General features: G+C 60.9%; 20 protein-coding genes and 1 tRNA gene. 15 read left to right on the top strand and 6 right to left on the bottom strand.

The features are described from left to right. Positions 1 to 3: 3 nt before the first annotated feature. Genes KUA23_RS03975 through KUA23_RS03935 form a run of 9 tightly spaced genes read left to right on the top strand, consistent with a single transcriptional unit; the run spans position 4 to position 7,713 of the window. On the top strand, positions 4 to 933 hold the full coding sequence (locus tag KUA23_RS03975; RefSeq protein WP_252993477.1) for a MerR family transcriptional regulator: 930 nt from the start codon (positions 4 to 6) through the stop codon (positions 931 to 933). Then, positions 934 to 2,379 carry a deoxyribodipyrimidine photo-lyase gene (gene phrB / locus KUA23_RS03970; protein ID WP_252993476.1) on the top strand — a complete coding sequence of 482 codons (1,446 nt, stop codon included), beginning with the start codon at positions 934 to 936 and terminating at the stop codon, positions 2,377 to 2,379. It begins immediately after the preceding gene. After that, complete coding sequence (locus KUA23_RS03965; protein WP_078046795.1) at positions 2,372 to 2,794, top strand: nuclear transport factor 2 family protein; 423 nt, start codon at positions 2,372 to 2,374, stop codon at positions 2,792 to 2,794. Before phrB ends, KUA23_RS03965 begins: the two co-directional genes overlap by 8 nt. Continuing rightward, the gene (locus KUA23_RS03960; RefSeq protein ID WP_078046794.1) at positions 2,791 to 3,573 is read left to right on the top strand and encodes an SDR family NAD(P)-dependent oxidoreductase; all 783 of its coding nucleotides are present in this window, start codon (positions 2,791 to 2,793) and stop codon (positions 3,571 to 3,573) included. Before KUA23_RS03965 ends, KUA23_RS03960 begins: the two co-directional genes overlap by 4 nt. Then, a complete protein-coding gene (locus KUA23_RS03955; protein WP_099493995.1) occupies positions 3,570 to 4,817 on the top strand; it encodes an NAD(P)/FAD-dependent oxidoreductase in 1,248 nt (415 codons plus the stop codon). The genes KUA23_RS03960 and KUA23_RS03955 overlap by 4 nt, the downstream gene beginning before the upstream one ends. Further along, a complete protein-coding gene (locus KUA23_RS03950; protein WP_214496663.1) occupies positions 4,814 to 5,623 on the top strand; it encodes a DUF1365 domain-containing protein in 810 nt (269 codons plus the stop codon). The genes KUA23_RS03955 and KUA23_RS03950 overlap by 4 nt, the downstream gene beginning before the upstream one ends. Beyond that, a complete protein-coding gene (locus tag KUA23_RS03945) occupies positions 5,610 to 6,881 on the top strand; it encodes an SAM-dependent methyltransferase (protein WP_252993475.1) in 1,272 nt (423 codons plus the stop codon). Before KUA23_RS03950 ends, KUA23_RS03945 begins: the two co-directional genes overlap by 14 nt. Then, positions 6,874 to 7,353 (top strand): DUF2878 domain-containing protein, encoded by a 480-nt coding sequence (locus KUA23_RS03940; protein ID WP_078046790.1) that lies wholly within the window; start codon positions 6,874 to 6,876, stop codon positions 7,351 to 7,353. The genes KUA23_RS03945 and KUA23_RS03940 overlap by 8 nt, the downstream gene beginning before the upstream one ends. A gap of 54 nt (positions 7,354 to 7,407) precedes the next feature. Further along, on the top strand, positions 7,408 to 7,713 hold the full coding sequence (locus KUA23_RS03935; RefSeq protein WP_034102020.1) for a YkgJ family cysteine cluster protein: 306 nt from the start codon (positions 7,408 to 7,410) through the stop codon (positions 7,711 to 7,713). Positions 7,714 to 7,840: 127 nt separating this feature from the next. Here the strand turns inward: KUA23_RS03935 and KUA23_RS03930 are convergent, their stop codons facing one another. The 6 genes from KUA23_RS03930 to hemA all read right to left on the bottom strand — a co-directional run bounded on the left by KUA23_RS03930 (position 7,841) and on the right by hemA (position 13,207). Beyond that, on the bottom strand, positions 7,841 to 8,359 hold the full coding sequence (locus KUA23_RS03930; RefSeq protein ID WP_071491044.1) for an acyloxyacyl hydrolase: 519 nt from the start codon (positions 8,357 to 8,359) through the stop codon (positions 7,841 to 7,843). 112 nt (positions 8,360 to 8,471) lie between these two features. Continuing rightward, a complete protein-coding gene (gene murI, locus KUA23_RS03925; protein ID WP_100491524.1) occupies positions 8,472 to 9,266 on the bottom strand; it encodes a glutamate racemase in 795 nt (264 codons plus the stop codon). Then, the gene (locus KUA23_RS03920; protein ID WP_099493992.1) at positions 9,259 to 10,014 is read right to left on the bottom strand and encodes a molybdopterin-synthase adenylyltransferase MoeB; all 756 of its coding nucleotides are present in this window, start codon (positions 10,012 to 10,014) and stop codon (positions 9,259 to 9,261) included. Before KUA23_RS03920 ends, murI begins: the two co-directional genes overlap by 8 nt. Then, on the bottom strand, positions 10,008 to 10,838 hold the full coding sequence (gene prmC, locus KUA23_RS03915) for a peptide chain release factor N(5)-glutamine methyltransferase (RefSeq protein WP_078046787.1): 831 nt from the start codon (positions 10,836 to 10,838) through the stop codon (positions 10,008 to 10,010). The genes KUA23_RS03920 and prmC overlap by 7 nt, the downstream gene beginning before the upstream one ends. Beyond that, positions 10,839 to 11,921: a peptide chain release factor 1 gene (gene prfA / locus KUA23_RS03910; RefSeq protein WP_078046786.1), complete on the bottom strand. Its 1,083-nt coding sequence runs from the start codon at positions 11,919 to 11,921 to the stop codon at positions 10,839 to 10,841. Beyond that, positions 11,918 to 13,207 carry a glutamyl-tRNA reductase gene (gene hemA, locus KUA23_RS03905; protein WP_078046785.1) on the bottom strand — a complete coding sequence of 430 codons (1,290 nt, stop codon included), beginning with the start codon at positions 13,205 to 13,207 and terminating at the stop codon, positions 11,918 to 11,920. The genes prfA and hemA overlap by 4 nt, the downstream gene beginning before the upstream one ends. A gap of 182 nt (positions 13,208 to 13,389) precedes the next feature. On the opposite strand from hemA, the gene KUA23_RS03900 reads away from it, so the two are divergent. The 6 genes from KUA23_RS03900 to KUA23_RS03875 all read left to right on the top strand — a co-directional run bounded on the left by KUA23_RS03900 (position 13,390) and on the right by KUA23_RS03875 (position 18,424). After that, positions 13,390 to 15,114, top strand: a complete 1,725-nt coding sequence (locus KUA23_RS03900; RefSeq protein WP_252993474.1) for a tetratricopeptide repeat protein — start codon at positions 13,390 to 13,392, stop codon at positions 15,112 to 15,114. A 4-nt stretch (positions 15,115 to 15,118) separates the two neighbouring features. After that, complete coding sequence (lolB, locus tag KUA23_RS03895; protein WP_078046783.1) at positions 15,119 to 15,736, top strand: lipoprotein insertase outer membrane protein LolB; 618 nt, start codon at positions 15,119 to 15,121, stop codon at positions 15,734 to 15,736. 1 nt (position 15,737) lies between these two features. Continuing rightward, the gene (gene ispE, locus KUA23_RS03890) at positions 15,738 to 16,589 is read left to right on the top strand and encodes a 4-(cytidine 5'-diphospho)-2-C-methyl-D-erythritol kinase (RefSeq protein ID WP_078046782.1); all 852 of its coding nucleotides are present in this window, start codon (positions 15,738 to 15,740) and stop codon (positions 16,587 to 16,589) included. Between the two features lie 36 nt (positions 16,590 to 16,625). Further along, positions 16,626 to 16,700, top strand: a tRNA-Gln gene (locus KUA23_RS03885). 45 nt (positions 16,701 to 16,745) lie between these two features. Next, a complete protein-coding gene (locus KUA23_RS03880) occupies positions 16,746 to 17,687 on the top strand; it encodes a ribose-phosphate pyrophosphokinase (protein WP_003208392.1) in 942 nt (313 codons plus the stop codon). Positions 17,688 to 17,824: 137 nt separating this feature from the next. Beyond that, positions 17,825 to 18,424, top strand: a complete 600-nt coding sequence (locus tag KUA23_RS03875) for a 50S ribosomal protein L25/general stress protein Ctc (protein ID WP_034102008.1) — start codon at positions 17,825 to 17,827, stop codon at positions 18,422 to 18,424. Positions 18,425 to 18,456: the final 32 nt, after the last annotated feature.

The raw sequence follows: 18,456 nt of genomic DNA, 5'->3' as shown, positions 1-18,456 counted from the left end.
ACCATGAAAGCTGCCCTGCTAGACGAACCCGGCGAAGACATCGCCCAAGCCCTCGAGGACGGTTGGCTGCCGATCCGCGAAGTGGCGCGCCAGACCGGCGTCAACGCCGTGACCCTGCGCGCCTGGGAACGCCGTTACGGCCTGATCGTGCCCCAGCGCACGCCCAAGGGTCATCGACTGTTCAGCGCCGAACATGTCCAACGTATCCACACCATTCTCACTTGGCTCAATCGCGGCGTGCCGGTCAGCCAGGTCAAGGGCCTGATCGACTCCGCCCAAGCCCTTCCCGATGGCGGCGAAAATGAATGGCACACCCTGCGCCAGAACCTGGTGCAAGCCATCAGCGAATTGACCGAGCGCCGGGTCGACGATGCCTTCAACCAGGCCATGGCGCTGTACCCGCCGCGCACCTTGTGCGAGCAATTGTTGCTGCCGTTGCTCCAAGAGCTGGAACAGCGTTGGCAGGGCCAATTCGGCGCACAGATGGAGCGGGTGTTTTTCATGTCCTGGCTGCGCAGCAAATTCGGTGCACGCATCTACCACAACAACCGCCAGTTACACGGCGCGCCCTTGTTGCTGGTGAATCAATCAGACCTGCCGCTGGAGCCGCACCTGTGGCTCAGCGCCTGGCTGGCCAGCAGTGCCGACTGCCCGGTAGAAATCTTCGACTGGCCGCTGCCCGCCGCTGAACTGGCCCTGGCGGTGGAACACCTGCAACCGCGCGCCGTGCTGCTGTATTCGAGCAAGGCCCTCCACTTGTCAGCTTTCGCCAAACTTCTCAGCGGCATCCAATGCCCTACGTTAATCGTCGGACCAACGGTATGCATCCACCAGGCCGAGTTGGCGGTATTAAGCCGTGACATCCCTCAATTGTTCAGCGCCGAAGAGCCGTTGTCGGCCCACCAGCTACTGATCCAGCGTGGACTCGTTTAAATGCATCTGATCTGGCTGCGCACCGACCTGCGCCTACACGACAACACCGCCCTGGCCGCCGCAAGCCAGCGAGGCCCGATTGCGGCGGTGTACCTGATCACGCCCGAACAGTGGCTGGCCCACGACGATGCGCCGTGCAAAGTGGATTTCTGGCTGCGCAACCTGCAGGTGCTGAGCAAAACGCTCGGCGAGCTGAACATTCCCCTGCTGATCCGCACCGCAGCCACCTGGGATCAGGCGCCCGACGTGCTGAGCCAGCTGTGCCACGAGCTGTCGGTGGCGTCGGTGCACGTCAACGAGGAATACGGCATCCACGAAAGCCGTCGCGATGCGGCCGTCGCCAAGGCCTTGGAAGCACAAGGCGTGAGCTTTCACAGCTACCTGGACCAACTGTTCTTCCAGCCCGGCAGCGTTCTGACCAAAACCGGTACGTATTTCCAGGTGTTCAGCCAGTTTCGCAAGGTCTGCTACACCCGCCTGCACAGCGCCCTGCCCCGCAGGGTCGCGGCGCCAAAAGCGCAGGCTGTGCTCACGCTCAAAAGCGATCCGGTGCCCACGGCAGTCGACGGTTTCGAGCCGCCCAGCGAGGCCCTACGGGCGCTGTGGCCGGCGGGTGAGGACGAGGCCCGTCGCCGTCTCGATGCCTTTGCCGATCAGCAAATCAGTTACTACAAGGACGAGCGCGACTTCCCCGCCAAACCCGGCACCAGCCAGCTCTCCGCCTACCTTGCGGCGGGCGTGGTTTCGCCGCGACAGTGCCTGCATGCCGCACTGCAAACCAATGGCGGCGAATTCGAAAGCGGCGACATGGGCGCCATCACCTGGATCAACGAGTTGCTGTGGCGCGAGTTCTACAAGCACATTCTGGTGGGCTACCCCAGGGTATCGCGCCACCGCGCGTTCCGCCCCGAGACCGAAGCCGTGGCCTGGCGCAACGCACCCAAGGACCTCGCTGCCTGGCAGGAAGCCCGCACCGGCCTGCCGATTATCGATGCCGCCATGCGCCAACTGCTGGAAACCGGCTGGATGCATAACCGCCTGCGTATGGTGGTGGCGATGTTTCTGACCAAGAACCTGCTGATCGACTGGCGCGAAGGCGAGCGCTTCTTTATGCGTCACCTGATCGACGGCGACCTGGCGGCGAACAATGGCGGCTGGCAGTGGAGCTCATCCACCGGCACCGACTCGGCGCCGTACTTCCGGATTTTCAGCCCGTTGAGTCAGTCGGAGAAGTTTGACGCCGAAGGCGTGTTTATCAAGCACTGGCTGCCGGAACTGGCCGCGCTGAATAAAAAGGATGTGCACAACCCCGAAGCCGCCGGCGGCTTGTTCGGCGTGGCTGACTACCCGCGCTCGATCGTCGACCTGAAAAAATCCCGTGAACGTGCGCTGGCCGCCTTCCGCAGCCTGCCCTCGCGCCAGGCCGCAGGGGGTGAGTATGAGTGACTTCCTGCGCCGCTTCGCCCAGGCCTTTGCCACGCTGGACAAGCACAACCTGCACCTGCTCGACAGCCTGTACAGCCAGGACATCGCCTTTGCCGACCCGTTGCACGAAGTCCACGGCTTGCCTGCCATGCACCGTTACTTCGCCGACCTGTATAGCAACGTCAGCCAGTTGCGCTTTGACTTCCACAGTTTCGACCAGGTCGCCGAAGGCGAGGGTTACCTGCGCTGGAAGATGAGTTTTTGCCACCCGCGCCTGGCCAACGGTAAGGTGATCCGGGTGGAAGGCTGCTCGCACTTGATGTGGCGTGACAAGGTGTACCGCCACCGCGATTATTTCGATGCCGGCGCCATGCTGTATGAACACTTGCCTGTGCTGGGCAACGTTATCAGTTGGCTGAAAAGGAGAATGGGATGAGCCTGACACCGCCCCGCCGTTATTGGCTGACTGGCGCCAGCAGTGGCATCGGTGCCGCATTGGCCGTGGAACTGCTCAACAGCGGCGCCCATGTGGCGCTCAGCTCGCGCACCAAAGGACCGCTGGAGGCACTCGCCCAGCGTTTCCCCGGCCAAGTATTAGTGGTCGCCGGCGACCTGACCAACAGCCAGACCGTGCGTGAGATCGGCGAGCATATCGGCGTGGTCTGGGGGTCACTGGACACGGTGATCCTCAATGCCGGTACCTGTGAGTATGTGGACGCGCGGCAGTTTGATTCATCGATCATCGAGCACGTGGTGCGCACCAACCTGTTGGCCAGCAGTTATTGCATCGAAGCCGCCCTGCCACTGTTGCGCGCCGGACAAACGCCGCACCTGGTGGGTGTCGCCAGCGCCGTCACCTACCTCCCCATGCCGCGCGCCGAAGCTTATGGCGCCTCCAAGGCGGGCCTACGCTACCTGTTCGAATCCCTGCGCATCAGCCTGTCGCCGGAAAATATCGACGTGACCGTGATCAGTCCGGGCTTCGTCGATACGCCACTGACCGAACGCAATGACTTCCCCATGCCGCTCAGTTGGTCGGCAGACAAAGCCGCACGGCACATCTTCGCCAAGCTGGAAGAACGTCCGCTGGAGATCGCCTTTCCCGCCCTGTTTATCGCCGCCCTCTGGCCGCTGTCGAAACTGCCGAACCGCGCACAACTGATCATCGGCAAGCGCATGCTGCGCAGCCCGCCGCCGAAAAAGGACGACCTGTGAAGATCGCCATCATCGGCAGCGGCATTGCGGGGCTGACCAGCGCCTACCTGCTCAGCCGCCGTCATGACATCACCCTGTTCGAAGCGGGTGACCGCATCGGCGGGCACACCCATACCGTCAACGTGACGGTCGAGGGTAAGCGCTACGCGGTAGACACCGGTTTTATCGTGTTCAACGACTGGACCTACCCCAATTTCATCCGCCTGTTGGGGCAGATCGGCGTGACGTTCAAACCCACTGAAATGAGCTTTTCGGTGTGCGACGAAAACACTCGGTTCGAGTACAACGGCAACAACCTCAACAGCCTGTTTGCCCAGCGGCGCAACATCCTGTCGCCGGGGTTCTGGGGCATGTTGCGTGACATCCTGCGCTTCAATCGCGAGGCACCGCTGGACCTGCAAGAGCAACGCATCAGCGCCGACATGACCTTGGGGGATTACCTCGAAGCGAAAGGATATGGCCCGCGGTTTATCCTGCATTACATCGTGCCGATGGGTGCCGCGATCTGGTCGATGTCCTTGGTGGACATGCTCAAGTTTCCCTTGCAGTTCTTCGTGCGGTTTTTCAAGAACCACGGGCTGCTCTCGGTGAATAACCGGCCACAGTGGTGTGTGATCGAGGGCGGCTCAAGCAGCTATATCGAACCCCTGACCCACAGCTTTCGCGAACAGATACGACTCGACTGCCCGGTGCATCTGGTGGAGCGCGATGCAGAGGGCGTGGTAGTGCACAGTGCCGCCGGCACCGAGGCCTTCGACAAGGTGGTGTTTGCCTGCCACAGCGACCAGGCGCTGGCGTTGCTCGGTGACCCCAGCCAGGCCGAGCAGCATATATTGGGCGCACTGCCCTACGCCGACAATGATGTGGTGCTGCACACCGACACGCGCCTGTTACCCGAGCGCAAACTGGCCTGGGCCAGCTGGAACTACCGGCTCAACGCCAACCGGCAGACGCAGGCGGCGGTCACCTACGACATGAACATCCTGCAAGGCATCGACAGTGACACCACGTTCTGCGTCAGCCTCAACCAGACGCAAATGATCAACCCGCTGAAGATTCTTGCCCGCTACACCTATGCCCATCCGCAATACAGCCTGGCGGCGGTAGCGGCGCAGGCGCGTCGCGACGAAATATCCGGCGTGCGCCATACCTATTACTGCGGCGCCTACTGGGCCAACGGTTTTCACGAAGACGGCGTGGTCAGCGCCCTGCACGTGGCCCAGGCGTTTGGAGAAACCCTGTGAACAGCGCCCTGTACAGCGGCTGGATTGCCCATCGCCGGTTTGCGCCCAAGGCCCACGCCTTTCGCTACCGCATCGGCTTGCTGTACCTGGACCTGAGCGAAGAACACGAAGTAATGGGGTTGTCGCCCCTGGCCGGGCGCAGCCGCCTGGCCCCCTTTGGTTTTCGTCAGCAGGACTACCTGCGTGAATTGACGCGCACCGGCATGAGCTTGAGCGATGCCGTGCGCCAGGAAGTCGGCAAGGCACTGGGGCATACACCCCAGGGCGTAATCTGCCTACTGACCCAGGCCCGCAGTTGGGGCCTGGCTTTTAACCCCGTGAGTTTCTTCTACTGCTTCGAGGCCGACGGACGTCTGGCCGCGATCCTGTGTGAAGTGACCAACACCCCATGGCGCGAGCGCTACCACTATGTGCTGCCAGCCCAGGCCTTGAGTGCGGATGAGCATCAGCATTTTGCCGTGGCCAAGGCCTTCCATGTGTCGCCGTTCTTGCCACGCGACCTGGAATACCGCATGAGCTTCAGCCCGCCCGCTGCCCGGCTCGGCGTGCACATGGCCGACTGGCAGGGCACGCAAAAAGTCTTCGACGCCACCTTGAGCCTGCAAAAAGAACCGCTCAACCGCGCCAGCCTGCATCGCTACCTGTGGCGCTTCCCCTGGATGACCGCCAAGACCTGCCTCGCGATCTACTGGCAGGCCATGCGCCTCTTGCTCAAACGCACACCGATTTTTTCCCACCAGGCCGCCGATGGCGCCTCTCGCACCGCAGTCGGGTATACCAAGGATCGCCGCCATGAAATCCCCTAGCTTATCGGTCAAGGGCAACCGCCTGAACGTCAATGGCATGACCGCCGCGCTGTTGCGCAAGGCGGTACTGCGTCAACTCAGCCAGCTGCGCCATGGCCAGCTGGTGGTGATCGAGGAGGGCGAGCGGCAGGTATTCGGCGCACGGGAAGCGCACTTGCTGGGGGAAATCCAGATCGTCGATTCAGCCGTGTGGGGCCTGGTGGCGGCCAACGGTTCCATCGGCGCCGGCGAGGCGTTTATCCACGGCTACTGGACCAGCCCGGACCTGACCGCCGTTGTGCGCGTAATGGTCAGCAACCTGGACGTACTCGACGCAATGGAAGGTGGCCTGGCGCGCCTGGCGCGGCCGTTCACCCAGGGGCTGCACTGGCTCAACCGCAATACGCGCAAGGGCTCGCAGAAAAACATCGCCGCCCACTATGACCTCGGCAATGACTTGTTCGAGGAATTCCTCGACCCGACCATGATGTATTCGGCGGCGCAATTCCTGACCCCGGACGACACCCTGGAGCAGGCGCAGCTGAACAAGCTGGAACGCATCTGCCAAAAGCTCGCCCTCAAGCCCACCGACCACCTGCTGGAGATCGGCACCGGCTGGGGCAGCATGGCGCTCTATGCCGCGCAGCATTACGGTTGCAAGGTCACCACCACGACCTTGTCCAAGGAACAGTTCGCTTACACCGCACAACGCATCGCGGCCTTGGGGCTGCAAGACCAGGTCACGCTGTTGCTGCAGGATTATCGCGACCTTACCGGCCAATATGACAAGCTGGTGTCCATTGAGATGATCGAGGCGGTGGGCCATCGCTTCCTGCCGACCTACTTCAAACAGTGCGCGCGCTTGCTCAAGAGCGACGGCCTGATGTTGCTGCAAGCCATCACCATTCGTGAGCAACGCTTTGAACAGGCCAAGCGCAGCGTGGACTTTATCCAGCGCTACATCTTCCCCGGCGGCGCCCTGCCCTGCGTGCAGAACATGCTGCACATCGTCAGCCGCGATACCGATATGAACCTGCTGCACATGGAGGATTTTGGCCTGCATTACGCGCGAACCCTGCGCCTGTGGCATGAGAATTTTCGCCGCGCCCACGGTCGCCTCACCGAACTGGGCTACGACGAGTATTTCCTGCGCCTGTGGGAGTTTTACCTGTGTTACTGCGAGGGTGGCTTCATGGAGCGCACCATCGGCACGGCGCAATTGCTGCTGGCCAAACCTTCGGCGATCAACCCGCCGCTGCTCGGTCGCTTCAGTGCTTAAGACCCTGGCCAACGCCGCGCTCTTTCAGTGCGGCTGGTTTGCCTGCGTGCTCGGCGGTGACAGTGCATGGTTATTCGTGGGGCTGGCGGTGCTGGCCGTTCATCTGTTGTGGATAAGTTCGTGGGCCGCAGACGCCAGGCTGATCCTCAGTGTCACCGTCGTGGGCACGCTATTGGACACTGCGTTGCGCACGCTGGGCGTGTTTCAGTTCACCGAGCCGGGCCCGCTGATTCCCTTCTGGTTGATCCTGTTGTGGGCGTTGCTGGCAACGACGTTGCGCCATTGCCTGGCCTGGAGCGCCCGCCCCTGGTGGCGTGCGGCGGTACTGGGCGCATTCGGCGGCCCGCTTTCCTACTACGCCGGCAGCCAATTGGCGGGGGTGCAGTTTGGTTATGGCCTCGCCCCCACGATGGCGGCGCTGGCGCTGCTGTGGGCCTTGGTATTTGTGGGGTTGCATCGGTTGGCGCGTTGACGTCTGTCAGTCGTTTCACACCTGCGTCACCCGCTTGCCTTACACTGCGCGTCTATGACCAACATCCCCCACACTCAAATCGCCGAACCCACCGTCACCTGCTCGACGTGCGCGGCCTGCTGCTGCCAGCTGGAAGTGATGCTGATCACCGACACGGGCGTGCCAGAGCGTTATATCGACACCGATGACTGGGGCGGCGAAGTGATGCTGCGCCTGGACGACGGCTGGTGCGCGGCGCTGGATCGGGACACGATGATGTGCACGATCTACGAGCGACGCCCGCTGATTTGCCGGGAGTTCGAGATGGGAGCACCGGAGTGCCTGACCGAGCGCGAAGGGATTGCGACGGCCTACCGCTGATCGTTTGGTGAGTGGAGCTCTAAATGTGGGAGCGGGCTTGCTCGCGAAAGCGGTGTGTCAGTCAAACATGTAGCGACTGTTACACCGCTTTCGCGAGCAAGCCCGCTCCCACAAGGGTTCTCCGGTGTTACAGCGGCAAGGTGTAGTGCAACGAGTAACTCTCTACCCCATCGTTATTACTGCTGATGCCCGCATTGGAATAATGCGTAGCACGAATGCCCACCTCATGCCCACCCGCGAAGCGCAGGCCAAAGCCCAGGCGGTCTTCGAACTGGAAGGCCTGGCCGATGTTGTTGTCTTCCAGCTTGGTGCGCGAGAACACCGCCACCCCGATCCCAGCCTCGATGTAAGGCTTCACCGATTCGCCGGCAAACTCATACACAAAAACTGGCGAGAACGACAGGCTGCTGGCGCTGGCGCGCTTGTCGCCATCCCAATAGGTGTAGGCACCGCTCCAGTAACCGGTCAGACGACCGGTATCGCTTTGCCACCAGCTTTTGTCCCAGTCCGATGTCAGCCCCAGCCGATAGGTCATGGTCGAATCGCTCGTGCTCCCCACACCGAACTCCAGGCCGGCGGCCTGTGCCGAAACAGAGTGCCCCACTACAGCGGCCGCAATCGCGGCCAAACAGAACAAGCGCTTCATAAGAAACATCCTTTCCAAACGAAGTTATAGAATTTTTTACAGGCAATCTGGCTATAGAAGCTGGCGTGTAGTCAGAAGTTCCAGCTTATAACGCCGGTATTTCACGAATTTTTCACGAAGCGAAGCTTCGCACATCGCCCGGATATTTCCATAGTGTCGGTAGGATATTTCTTAAGTGATACACATCGCCGCTGGTCCAGAACTGCGCAGGTTCTGGATTGCCGTCGGCCAGCAACTCGCGCTCGCCCAGCAAACGCTTGAGCTGGCGGGCCACGGCGGCACCGGTGTCGATGAGAATGATGCTGGGGGGCAGCATCTGCGCCAGGAGTGGCTTGAGGAAGGGATAGTGGGTGCAACCGAGGATGATGGTGTCGCAGCCGGCGCTGAGCAGTGGTTCGACGTAACCCTGCAACATCTGGCGCAGGGCTGGGCTGGTCAGGTCACCGCTTTCAATCAGTTCGACCAGGCCCGGGCACGGCTGGGTGATGACCTTCACATCGGTAGCGAATCGGTCGAGCAACGCGGCGAACTTGGCGCTTTGCAACGTGCCGGTGGTGGCAAGCACCCCGACGACGCCACTGCGAGTGGCCGCGGCTGCGGGTTTTACGGCCGGCTCCATGCCTACCAGTGGCCAGTCAGGAAAATCCAGCCGCAGGTCGGCGACAGCGGCGACGGTCGCGGTATTACAGGCAATCACGAACGCCTTGGCGCCCTGCTCCCGGAAAAACGCCGCCACCCGCCGCGAACGCTCAAGGATAAATGCCGGGCTTTTCTCGCCGTAGGGGATGTGCCCGCAATCGGCCACATACAGCAGTGATTCGTGGGGCAACAGTTGCTGGATTTCGTCCAGCACGGTCAACCCGCCGATACCGGAATCGAACACACCGATCGGCGCGCCCTTAACCATGGTGCGTCCCGCACACGCTGCAGCCGGGGTCACGCTTGACGCGCAATTCGCGAAAACGCGTGGTCAAGGCATCGATAAGCAACAGGCGACCCACCAGCGGCTCGCCGAAACCGGCCAGCAGTTTCAAGGCTTCCAAAGCTTGCAGGCTACCGACCAGCCCCACCAACGGGCCGATTACGCCAGCTTCGCTGCAGGTGAGTTCGGTGTCGCTGCCGTGCCCATATAAACAGTGGTAGCACGGGCTGTCGGCGCGACGTGGGTCGAATACCGACAACTGCCCTTCAAGGCGAATCGCCGCGCCGCTGATCAATGGCTTGCCGGCGGCGACGCAGGCGGCATTCACCGCTTCACGGGTGGAGAAGTTGTCGCTGCAATCGAGCACTACATCCACAGCGTCTACCGCGGCGGCCAGGGAATCGACATCCAGCGCGGTACGGTGGGCAATCAGCGTGACATCGGGGTTGATCGCGGTCAGGCGGCGCAGGGCCGAGTCGACCTTGGTCTGCCCGACACTGTCGGTGTCATGGATGATCTGGCGTTGCAGGTTGGTCAGGTCGACGGTGTCGAAATCCGCCAGATGCAGCGCGCCCACACCGGCCGCTGCCAGGTACAACGCCACGGGCGCGCCCAGGCCACCGAGGCCGACGATCAATGCACGCGCGTTTTTGAGGCGCAATTGGCCGTCGATGTCGACATGCTGCAACAGAATCTGTCGGCTATAGCGCAACAGCTCCTGATCGGTCAGCACGGCCGACGCCCCAGGGTGATGCGCTCGTGGCCGCCGAGGTCGATACGACTGTGCACGTCCTCAAACCCTTCGCTCAACAGCAGGTCACGCACGGCCGGGGCCTGGTCGTAACCGTGCTCCAGCAGCAGTCGCCCGCCGGCATTCAGGTGGGCGGGGGCTTCTCTGATGATCAACCGCAGGTCGTCCAAGCCATCGTGGCCGGCCACCAGCGCGCTGGCCGGCTCAAAGCGCACGTCGCCCGCCGCCAGGTGCGGGTCGTTGTCGGCGATGTACGGCGGGTTGCTGATGATCAGGTCATAGGTGTGACCTTGCAGCGCGCTGAACCAGTGGCTGTTCAGCACGGTGGCGTTCTTGAGGTGCAGGCGCTGGCGGTTGCGCTCGGCCAGGGCCACGGCTTCCAGCACGCGGTCGACGGCGGTGACCTGCCAGGCCGGACGTTCGCTGGCCAGGGCCAAGGCGATGGCACCACTGCCGGTACCCAGGTCGAGGACCTTGGCGGGCGTGGCAGGCAACAATTCCAGGGCAGCCTCTACCAGCAGCTCGGTGTCCGGGCGCGGGATCAGCGTATGGGGCGCGACTTCCAGGTCCAGCTTCCAGAAGCCTTGCTGGCCGAGGATGTAGGCCACCGGCTCACCGCCGCGACGGCGCTGTAGGTAGCCGCCAAAGGTCAGCGCATCTTCGCTGCTGACGATTTTCTCGGGCCAGGTGTGCAGGTAGCTGCGGGATTTACCCAGGGCAGCGGCCAGCAGTAATTCAGCATCCAGGCGCGCAGTGGGCGAGTCCGGAAGGTCGGCGGCGCGCAGCAGGCTGGCGATGATGGTCATTTATTCACCTATCGCCGCCAATTGATCGGCCTGGTACTCAGCGAGTAACGGCTCGATCACCGCTTCCACGCCACCGGCAAGAATCTCGTCCAGGGAGTAAAGCGTGAGATTGACCCGGTGGTCGGTGACCCGGCCCTGGGCAAAGTTATAGGTGCGGATGCGCTCGGAGCGGTCGCCCGAGCCCACCAGCAACTTGCGCTCGCTGGCAATCGCGTTGGCGGCGGCGCTGGTCTGCTGGTCGTTGAGCTTGGCCGACAGCCAGGACATGGCCCGTGCACGGTTCTTGTGCTGGGAGCGTTCTTCCTGGCACTCCACCACGATGCCCGAGGGCAAGTGAGTGATGCGGATCGCCGAGTCGGTCTTGTTGACGTGCTGACCACCCGCGCCCGACGAGCGGTAAGTGTCGACACGCAAGTCGGCCGGGTTGATCTCGATGGCTTCCTGTTCGTCCGGCTCAGGCAACACCGCGACAGTACACGCCGAGGTGTGGATACGGCCTTGGGATTCCGTGGCCGGGACGCGTTGTACGCGGTGCGCGCCGGATTCGAACTTGAGCTTGCCGTAGACGTTATCGCCTTCGACCCGCGCGATGACTTCTTTATAGCCGCCGTGCTCGCCTTCGTTCTCGGACAGGATCTCCACACGCCAGCCGCGACGTTCGGCATAGCGCGAATACATGCGGAACAGGTCGCCGGAGAAGATCGCCGCCTCGTCACCGCCGGTCCCTGCACGGATTTCGAGGAACACGTTGCGCCCGTCATTCGGGTCCTTGGGCAGCAACATGCGCTGCAGGTCGCCTTCCAGCTCGGCCAGTTTTTCCTTGGCTTCGCGGACTTCTTCCACCGCCATTTCGCGCATGTCCGGGTCGCTGTCCTTGAGCAGCGCCTGGGCGCCTTCGAGGTCGGCCTGTACCTTGGTCAGGTGCTTGTAGGTGGCCACAATCGGCTCAACTTCGGCGTATTCCTTGGAATAGGCGCGGAATTTGGCTTGATCGGAGATGACCTCGCCGTCGCCAAGCAAGGCGGTCAGTTCTTCGAAACGGTCCTGGAGCACGTCCAGTTTATTGAGCAGTGACGCTTTCATTGCGGTTTTTTATCCGAAGAGCTTTCTGACGCGCCCTCACCGAGGGCAAAGAGTTCCTGGGCCATGGCCAGCGCATCGAGGCGGCCTTCGGCGGTAAGCTTTTTCAACTGTACGCTGGGTGCGTGGAGCAATTTGTTGGTGAGGCCACGCGCCAGTTGCATCAACACTTCCTCGGCGCTGCTACCGTTGGCCAGCAAGCGCTGGGCCTTGATCAGCTCCTCGTCGCGCAGGCGCTCGCCTTGCTGACGATACGCCTTGAGCACGTCCACCGCCGCCAACTCACGCAGGCGCACCATAAAATCTTCGGCGCCGGTGCTGACCATTTCCTCGGCGGCCTGGGCGGCACCCTGGCGGCTCTTGAGGTTTTCGGCGACCACTTCGTGCAAATCGTCGACGCTATAGAGGTAAACGTCGTCCAACTCGCCGACTTCTGGCTCGATATCCCGGGGAACAGCGATGTCTACCATGAAGATAGGTTTGTGCTTGCGCAGTTTCAATGCACTCTCGACCGCGCCCTTGCCCAAGATCGGCAACTGGCTGGCGGTTGAGCTGATGACGATATCGCTGCGCACCAGCTCGGCCGGGATATCCGACAACAACACGGCATGCGCACCGAACTGCTCAGCGAGGATGCTGGCACGTTCCAGGGTGCGGTTGGCAACGACGATACGCTTCACCCCCAGGTCATGCAGGTGGCGGGCGACCAGGGTAATGGTCTCGCCGGCGCCGATCAGCAGGGCCTGGCTGCGCTGCAAGTCACTGAAAATCTGCTTGGCCAGGCTGACCGCGGCAAATGCCACGGACACCGGGTTTTCGCCAATGGCGGTGTCGGTGCGCACTTGCTTGGCGGAATTGAACGTGGCCTGGAACAGCCGGCCCAGCAGCGGGCCAACGGTGCCTGCCTCACGCGCTACGGCGTAGGCGGACTTCATCTGGCCGAGGATCTGCGGCTCGCCCAACACCAGCGAATCGAGCCCGGCGGCCACACGCATCATGTGACGAACTGCCGCATCCTCTTCATGCACATAAGCGCTCGCGCGCAGGTCGTCGAGGTCCAAATGGTGGTAATCGGCCAGCCAGCGCAGCACGACATCCGCTGAAAGATGTTCCTGCTCTATATAAAGCTCGCTGCGATTGCAGGTCGAAAGGATCGCAGCTTCGCGACTGTCGGTGAGCCGGCAGAGCTGCTGCAAGGCCTCAACCAACTGCTCTGGCGTAAACGCCACGCGCTCGCGCACGTCTACGGAGGCAGTCTTGTGGTTAATACCGAGTGCGAGGAAGGCCATTCAATATCGCTGATGATGTCGGGAAGCCGACAATTGTCCTACTTCGAAAGATTCAGAACAACCACCGTCGTCTATTGTCCTAATGCCTTGTGTCTATAAAGGCACCCATTGAGTCTCGGTTATGTTTGGCCGAAGGCTTGTGTCATGATGATCCGACCGCAGGTTAGTCGTCCTCTTCCTATATGAATAGATCTTCCGCGTTGCTCCTTGCTTTTGTCTTCCTCAGCGGCTGCCATGCCATGGCACCCGTGTCGCCGGACGGTACCCCGCCGGTGGAAGACAGCACCCCAGCCCCTGAAAAGCCCAAGGTTTATTCCTCGTTCAAGGAAGAAACGGTGTACAGCCTGCTGACCGCAGAGCTGGCCGGCCAACGCAATCGCTTCGACATTGCGCTGGATAACTACGTGACCCAGGCGATCAACACCCAGGATCCAGGCATTTCCGAGCGGGCCTTCCGCATCGCCGAATACCTTGGCGCTGACCAGGCTGCGCTGGACACGTCGCTGATCTGGGCAAAAAACGCCCCGGACGACCTGGAAGCACAACGGGCGGCAGCCATTCAACTGGCACGCGCCGGGCGTTATGACGACTCCATGGTTTATATGGAGAAAGTCCTGCAGGGCAAGGGCGACACCCATTTCGATTTCCTCGCATTGTCGGCTGCCGACACCGACCAGGACACCCGCAATGGCCTGATGAAGAGTTTCGACCGCCTGCTGCAGAAACATCCGAAGAACAGCCAGCTGATCTTCGGCAAGGCATTGCTGCTGCAACAGGATGACGAAGCCGACGCGGCGTTGAAGCTGCTGGAGCAGAACCCGCCGGAAGAAGGCGAAATCGCCCCGATCCTGTTGCGCGCTCGCCTGCTGCAGAACCTCAACCGCGGCAAGGAAGCGATTCCGCTGCTGGAAAAAAGCATCAAGAAGTATCCGGACGACAAGCGCCTGCGCCTGACTTACGCGCGCATGCTGGTGGAACAGGACCGCATGGAGGACGCCAAAGTGCAGTTCGCCAACCTGGTCCAGCAATACCCGGATGACGACGAATTACGTTACTCCCTGGCGCTGGTGTGCCTCGAAGCCAAGGCCTGGGACGAGGCCAAGGGCTACCTGGAAGAGCTGATCCAGCGTGAGAGCCACGTGGATTCGGCGCACTTGAATCTCGGCCGCATCGCCGAAGAACGTAACGATCCACAAGCTGCCCTGCTTGAATACGCCCAGGTCGGCCCCGGCAATGACTACCTGCCAGCCCAATTGCGCCAGGCCGATATCCTGATGAGCAATGGCCGTACCGACGAGGCGGAAAAACGCCTGGCCGCCGCGCGGGATGCCGAACCGGACTACGCGATCCAGCTGTACCTGATCCAGGCCGAAACCCTGTCGGCCAACAATCAGGGCGAGCGGGCGTGGAAACTGCTGCAACAAGCCTTGCTGCAGTTCCCCGATGATTTGAACCTGCTGTACACCCGCGCCATGCAGGCGGAAAAACGCAATGACCTGGCGCAGATGGAAAAAGACCTGCGCCTGATCATCAAGCGCGACCCGGACAATGCCATGGCCCTCAACGCCTTGGGCTACACCCTGTCCGACCGCACCACGCGCTACGACGAAGCCAAGGTGCTGATCGAGCAAGCCCACAAGCTCAACCCGGAAGACCCGGCCGTACTCGACAGCCTCGGCTGGGTGAATTACCGCCTGGGCAACCTGGACGAAGCCGAACGCTTGCTGCGCCAGGCACTGGAGCGCTTCCCGGACCAGGAAGTCGCTGCCCACCTGGGCGAAGTGCTGTGGGCCAATGGCAAGCAGCGCGAAGCACGTCAGATCTGGGAAAAATTCCTCAAGGAACAACCTGAAAGCCCCGTCCTGCGCGGCACCATCAAACGCCTGACCGGCTCCGAGACCCTTTAAGCTTATGTTCTTGCGCCACCTCATTATTTTCAGTTTCATCGCCCTGCTCGCCGGTTGCGCGGGCTTCGGTGCCCGTGAATCCGTTGAGGGCCAGGGCAACCCGGCGCAATGGAAGCAACACAAGGACCAGCTCAGCAGCATCGATGGCTGGCAGATCGAAGGCAAAGTCGGTGTACGTGCGCCGAAAGACTCCGGCAGCGGTACCTTGTTCTGGCTACAACGCCAGGATTACTACGACATTCGCCTCTCCGGCCCGCTCGGTCGCGGCGCAGCCCGCCTGACCGGGCGACCAGGGCAAGTCAGCCTTGAGGTGGCCAACCAAGGCCGCTACGAAGCCACCTCCCCGGAAGAGCTGCTGGAACAACAGATTGGCTGGAAGCTGCCGGTGTCTCACTTGGTCTGGTGGGTACGTGGCTTGCCCGCACCTGACAGCAAGAGTCGCCTGAGCCTTAATGGCGACAGCCGCCTGGCCACCCTGGAGCAGGATGGCTGGCAGGTGGAATATTTGAGCTATGTGGAACAAAGCGGGTATTGGCTGCCTGAACGTATCAAGCTGCATGGCCCCGACCTTGATGTCACACTGGTGATCAAGGACTGGCAACCGCGCAAACTGGGGCAATAACGTGTCCGTACAAACATTGACCCTGCCCTCCCCGGCCAAACTCAATCTGATGCTGCACATCTTGGGCCGCCGTGAAGACGGTTACCACGAGCTGCAGACGCTGTTTCAATTTCTCGACTACGGCGATGAGCTGACATTCGCCGTACGCGACGATGGCGTCATCAAGTTGCATACCGACTTCGAAGGTGTCCCTCACGACAGCAACCTGATCGTGAAGGCGGCGAAAAAACTTCAGGAGCAATCCGGCTGTACGCTCGGCATCGATATCTGGATTGATAAAATCCTGCCCATGGGCGGTGGTATCGGTGGCGGCAGTTCAAATGCCGCGACCACATTGCTCGGGCTGAACCACTTGTGGCAACTGGGCTGGGATGACGATCGCCTTGCGGCCCTGGGCCTGACGCTGGGGGCCGACGTCCCGGTTTTCGTGCGTGGGCACGCGGCTTTTGCCGAGGGCGTTGGGGAGAAACTCAGCCCGGAATACCCCGAGGAGCCGTGGTATGTCGTGCTTGTTCCGCAAGTATCTGTAAGTACAGCAGAAATTTTTTCAGATCCACTGTTGACACGTAACTCTCCTCCCATTAAAGTGCGCCCCGTTCCCAAGGGAAACAGTCGAAATGACTGCTTACCGGTTGTAGCAAGGCGTTATCCAGAGGTACGTAACGCTTTGAATTTGTTAGGTAAATTTACCGAAGCAAAATTAACCGGCACTGGAAGTTGTGTGTTTGGGGGCTTCCCAAGCAAAGCTGAAGCTGATAAAGTCTCGGCCCTTCTTACAGAGACCCTTACAGGGTTTGTAGCAAAGGGAAGCAACGTTTCGATGTTGCATCGCAAGCTGCAAAGTCTGCTCTAAAGGAACCGAGTGTTAGGCACTCGTTGCAACAGATACAGGGGCGTCGCCAAGCGGTAAGGCAGCAGGTTTTGATCCTGCCATGCGTTGGTTCGAATCCAGCCGCCCCTGCCATTTTCTATACTCATCCAGGTTACCCCCAGCCTCTAGGTACTGCGCGTGTCCAAGATGATGGTCTTTACGGGGAATGCTAACCCCGATCTGGCTCGGCGTGTCGTACGTCAGCTGCATATCCCTCTCGGTGACATCTCTGTCGGTAAATTCTCCGACGGCGAAATTACAGCCGAGATCAATGAAAACGTTCGCGGTAAAGACGTCTTCATTATTCAGCCGACTTGCGCTCCGACCAACGATAACCTGATGGAACTCGTCGTGATGGCTGATGCCTTCCGCCGCTCCTCAGCGACTCGAATCACAGCTGTAATCCCTTACTTTGGTTATGCCCGTCAGGATCGCCGTCCGCGTTCCGCACGTGTGGCTATCAGCGCGAAAGTCGTGGCTGACATGCTCACCGTGGTAGGCATCGACCGTGTTCTCACGGTTGACCTGCACGCTGACCAAATCCAGGGGTTCTTCGATATTCCGGTAGATAACATCTACGGCTCCCCCGTATTGGTGGATGACATCGAAGACCAGCGCTTTGAAAACCTGATGATCGTGTCCCCGGACATTGGTGGCGTCGTGCGTGCACGGGCTGTTGCCAAATCCCTGGGCGTGGACCTCGGGATCATCGACAAACGCCGTGAGAAAGCCAATCACTCTGAAGTGATGCATATCATCGGTGATGTCGAAGGGCGTACCTGTATTCTGGTTGATGACATGGTCGACACCGCCGGCACCCTGTGCCACGCGGCGAAAGCCTTGAAAGAGCACGGTGCCGCTAAAGTCTTCGCCTACTGCACACACCCTGTGCTGTCTGGCCGAGCGATCGAGAACATCGAGAATTCAATGCTGGACGAACTGGTGGTGACCAACACCATCCCGTTGTCCGCTGCTGCTCAAGCCTGTTCGCGTATCCGTCAACTGGATATCGCACCGGTTGTTGCCGAGGCGGTTCGCCGCATCAGCAATGAAGAATCGATCAGCGCGATGTTCCGTTAAGGGTCAAACCTACGGTCTATCCCACTGACGAAAAGCGCCCCGCCCCGACATTCTGTTGGGGCGGGGCTTTTTTGCCCATGTCGAGTCTGGCGCTGGTCGCAAACGCCGCTCGATGATGGCTATTTTGGAGATACAACATGAACGACTTTACTCTGAACGCCCAAGCGCGTACTGACCTGGGGAAAGGTGCGAGCCGCCGCCTGCGTCACGCCGCCAACATCCCAGCCGTTGTATACGGTGGTAACAAGCCTGCTGAATCCGTGACCATCCTGGCCAAGGAAATCGCCAAGCTGTTCGAAAACGAAGCTGCCTACAGCCACGTTATCGAGCTGAACGTCGACGGCGCCAAGCAGAACGTCATCGTTAAAGCGATGCAGCGTCACCCGTCCAAGCAGTTCATCATGCACGCTGACTTCGTTCGCGTTGTAGCTGGCCAGAAACTGACCGCTATCGTGCCTGTGCACTTTGTTGGTGAAGAAGCTCCGGTCAAGAAAGGCGGCGAGATCTCGCACGTCCTGAACGAAATCGAAGTGACCTGCCTGCCGAAAGACCTGCCTGAGTTCATCGAAGTCGACCTGTCGGCTCTGGAAATCGGCGCTATCGTTCACCTGTCCGACCTCAAGGCACCTAAAGGCGTTGAGTTCGTCGCACTGGCTCACGGTGATGACAAAGCTGTTGCCAACGTTCACGCTCCACGCGTTGCTCCAGAAGCTGAAGAAGAAGGCGCTGCAGAGTAATTCACTCTGTATTGCCGGAGCTTGAGGAAACA

The sequence above is a fragment of the Pseudomonas pergaminensis genome, from assembly GCF_024112395.2.
In the GTDB taxonomy this organism is placed as follows: Bacteria; Pseudomonadota; Gammaproteobacteria; order Pseudomonadales; family Pseudomonadaceae; genus Aquipseudomonas; species Aquipseudomonas pergaminensis.
This window is presented reverse-complemented; position numbering and strand designations above follow the sequence as displayed.

Bases quoted from the DNA above. Each gene is read 5' to 3' on its own strand.
- KUA23_RS03975 (WP_252993477.1), top strand. From the start codon at position 4: ATGAAAGCTGCCCTGCTAGACGAACCCGGCGAAGACATCGCCCAAGCC.
- phrB (WP_252993476.1), top strand. From the start codon at position 934: ATGCATCTGATCTGGCTGCGCACCGACCTGCGCCTACACGACAACACC.
- KUA23_RS03965 (WP_078046795.1), top strand. From the start codon at position 2,372: ATGAGTGACTTCCTGCGCCGCTTCGCCCAGGCCTTTGCCACGCTGGAC.
- KUA23_RS03960 (WP_078046794.1), top strand. From the start codon at position 2,791: ATGAGCCTGACACCGCCCCGCCGTTATTGGCTGACTGGCGCCAGCAGT.
- KUA23_RS03945 (WP_252993475.1), top strand. From the start codon at position 5,610: ATGAAATCCCCTAGCTTATCGGTCAAGGGCAACCGCCTGAACGTCAAT.
- KUA23_RS03935 (WP_034102020.1), top strand. From the start codon at position 7,408: ATGACCAACATCCCCCACACTCAAATCGCCGAACCCACCGTCACCTGC.
- KUA23_RS03930 (WP_071491044.1), bottom strand. From the start codon at position 8,359: ATGAAGCGCTTGTTCTGTTTGGCCGCGATTGCGGCCGCTGTAGTGGGG.
- murI (WP_100491524.1), bottom strand. From the start codon at position 9,266: ATGGTTAAGGGCGCGCCGATCGGTGTGTTCGATTCCGGTATCGGCGGG.
- prmC (WP_078046787.1), bottom strand. From the start codon at position 10,838: ATGACCATCATCGCCAGCCTGCTGCGCGCCGCCGACCTTCCGGACTCG.
- prfA (WP_078046786.1), bottom strand. From the start codon at position 11,921: ATGAAAGCGTCACTGCTCAATAAACTGGACGTGCTCCAGGACCGTTTC.
- hemA (WP_078046785.1), bottom strand. From the start codon at position 13,207: ATGGCCTTCCTCGCACTCGGTATTAACCACAAGACTGCCTCCGTAGAC.
- KUA23_RS03900 (WP_252993474.1), top strand. From the start codon at position 13,390: ATGAATAGATCTTCCGCGTTGCTCCTTGCTTTTGTCTTCCTCAGCGGC.
- lolB (WP_078046783.1), top strand. From the start codon at position 15,119: ATGTTCTTGCGCCACCTCATTATTTTCAGTTTCATCGCCCTGCTCGCC.
- KUA23_RS03875 (WP_034102008.1), top strand. From the start codon at position 17,825: ATGAACGACTTTACTCTGAACGCCCAAGCGCGTACTGACCTGGGGAAA.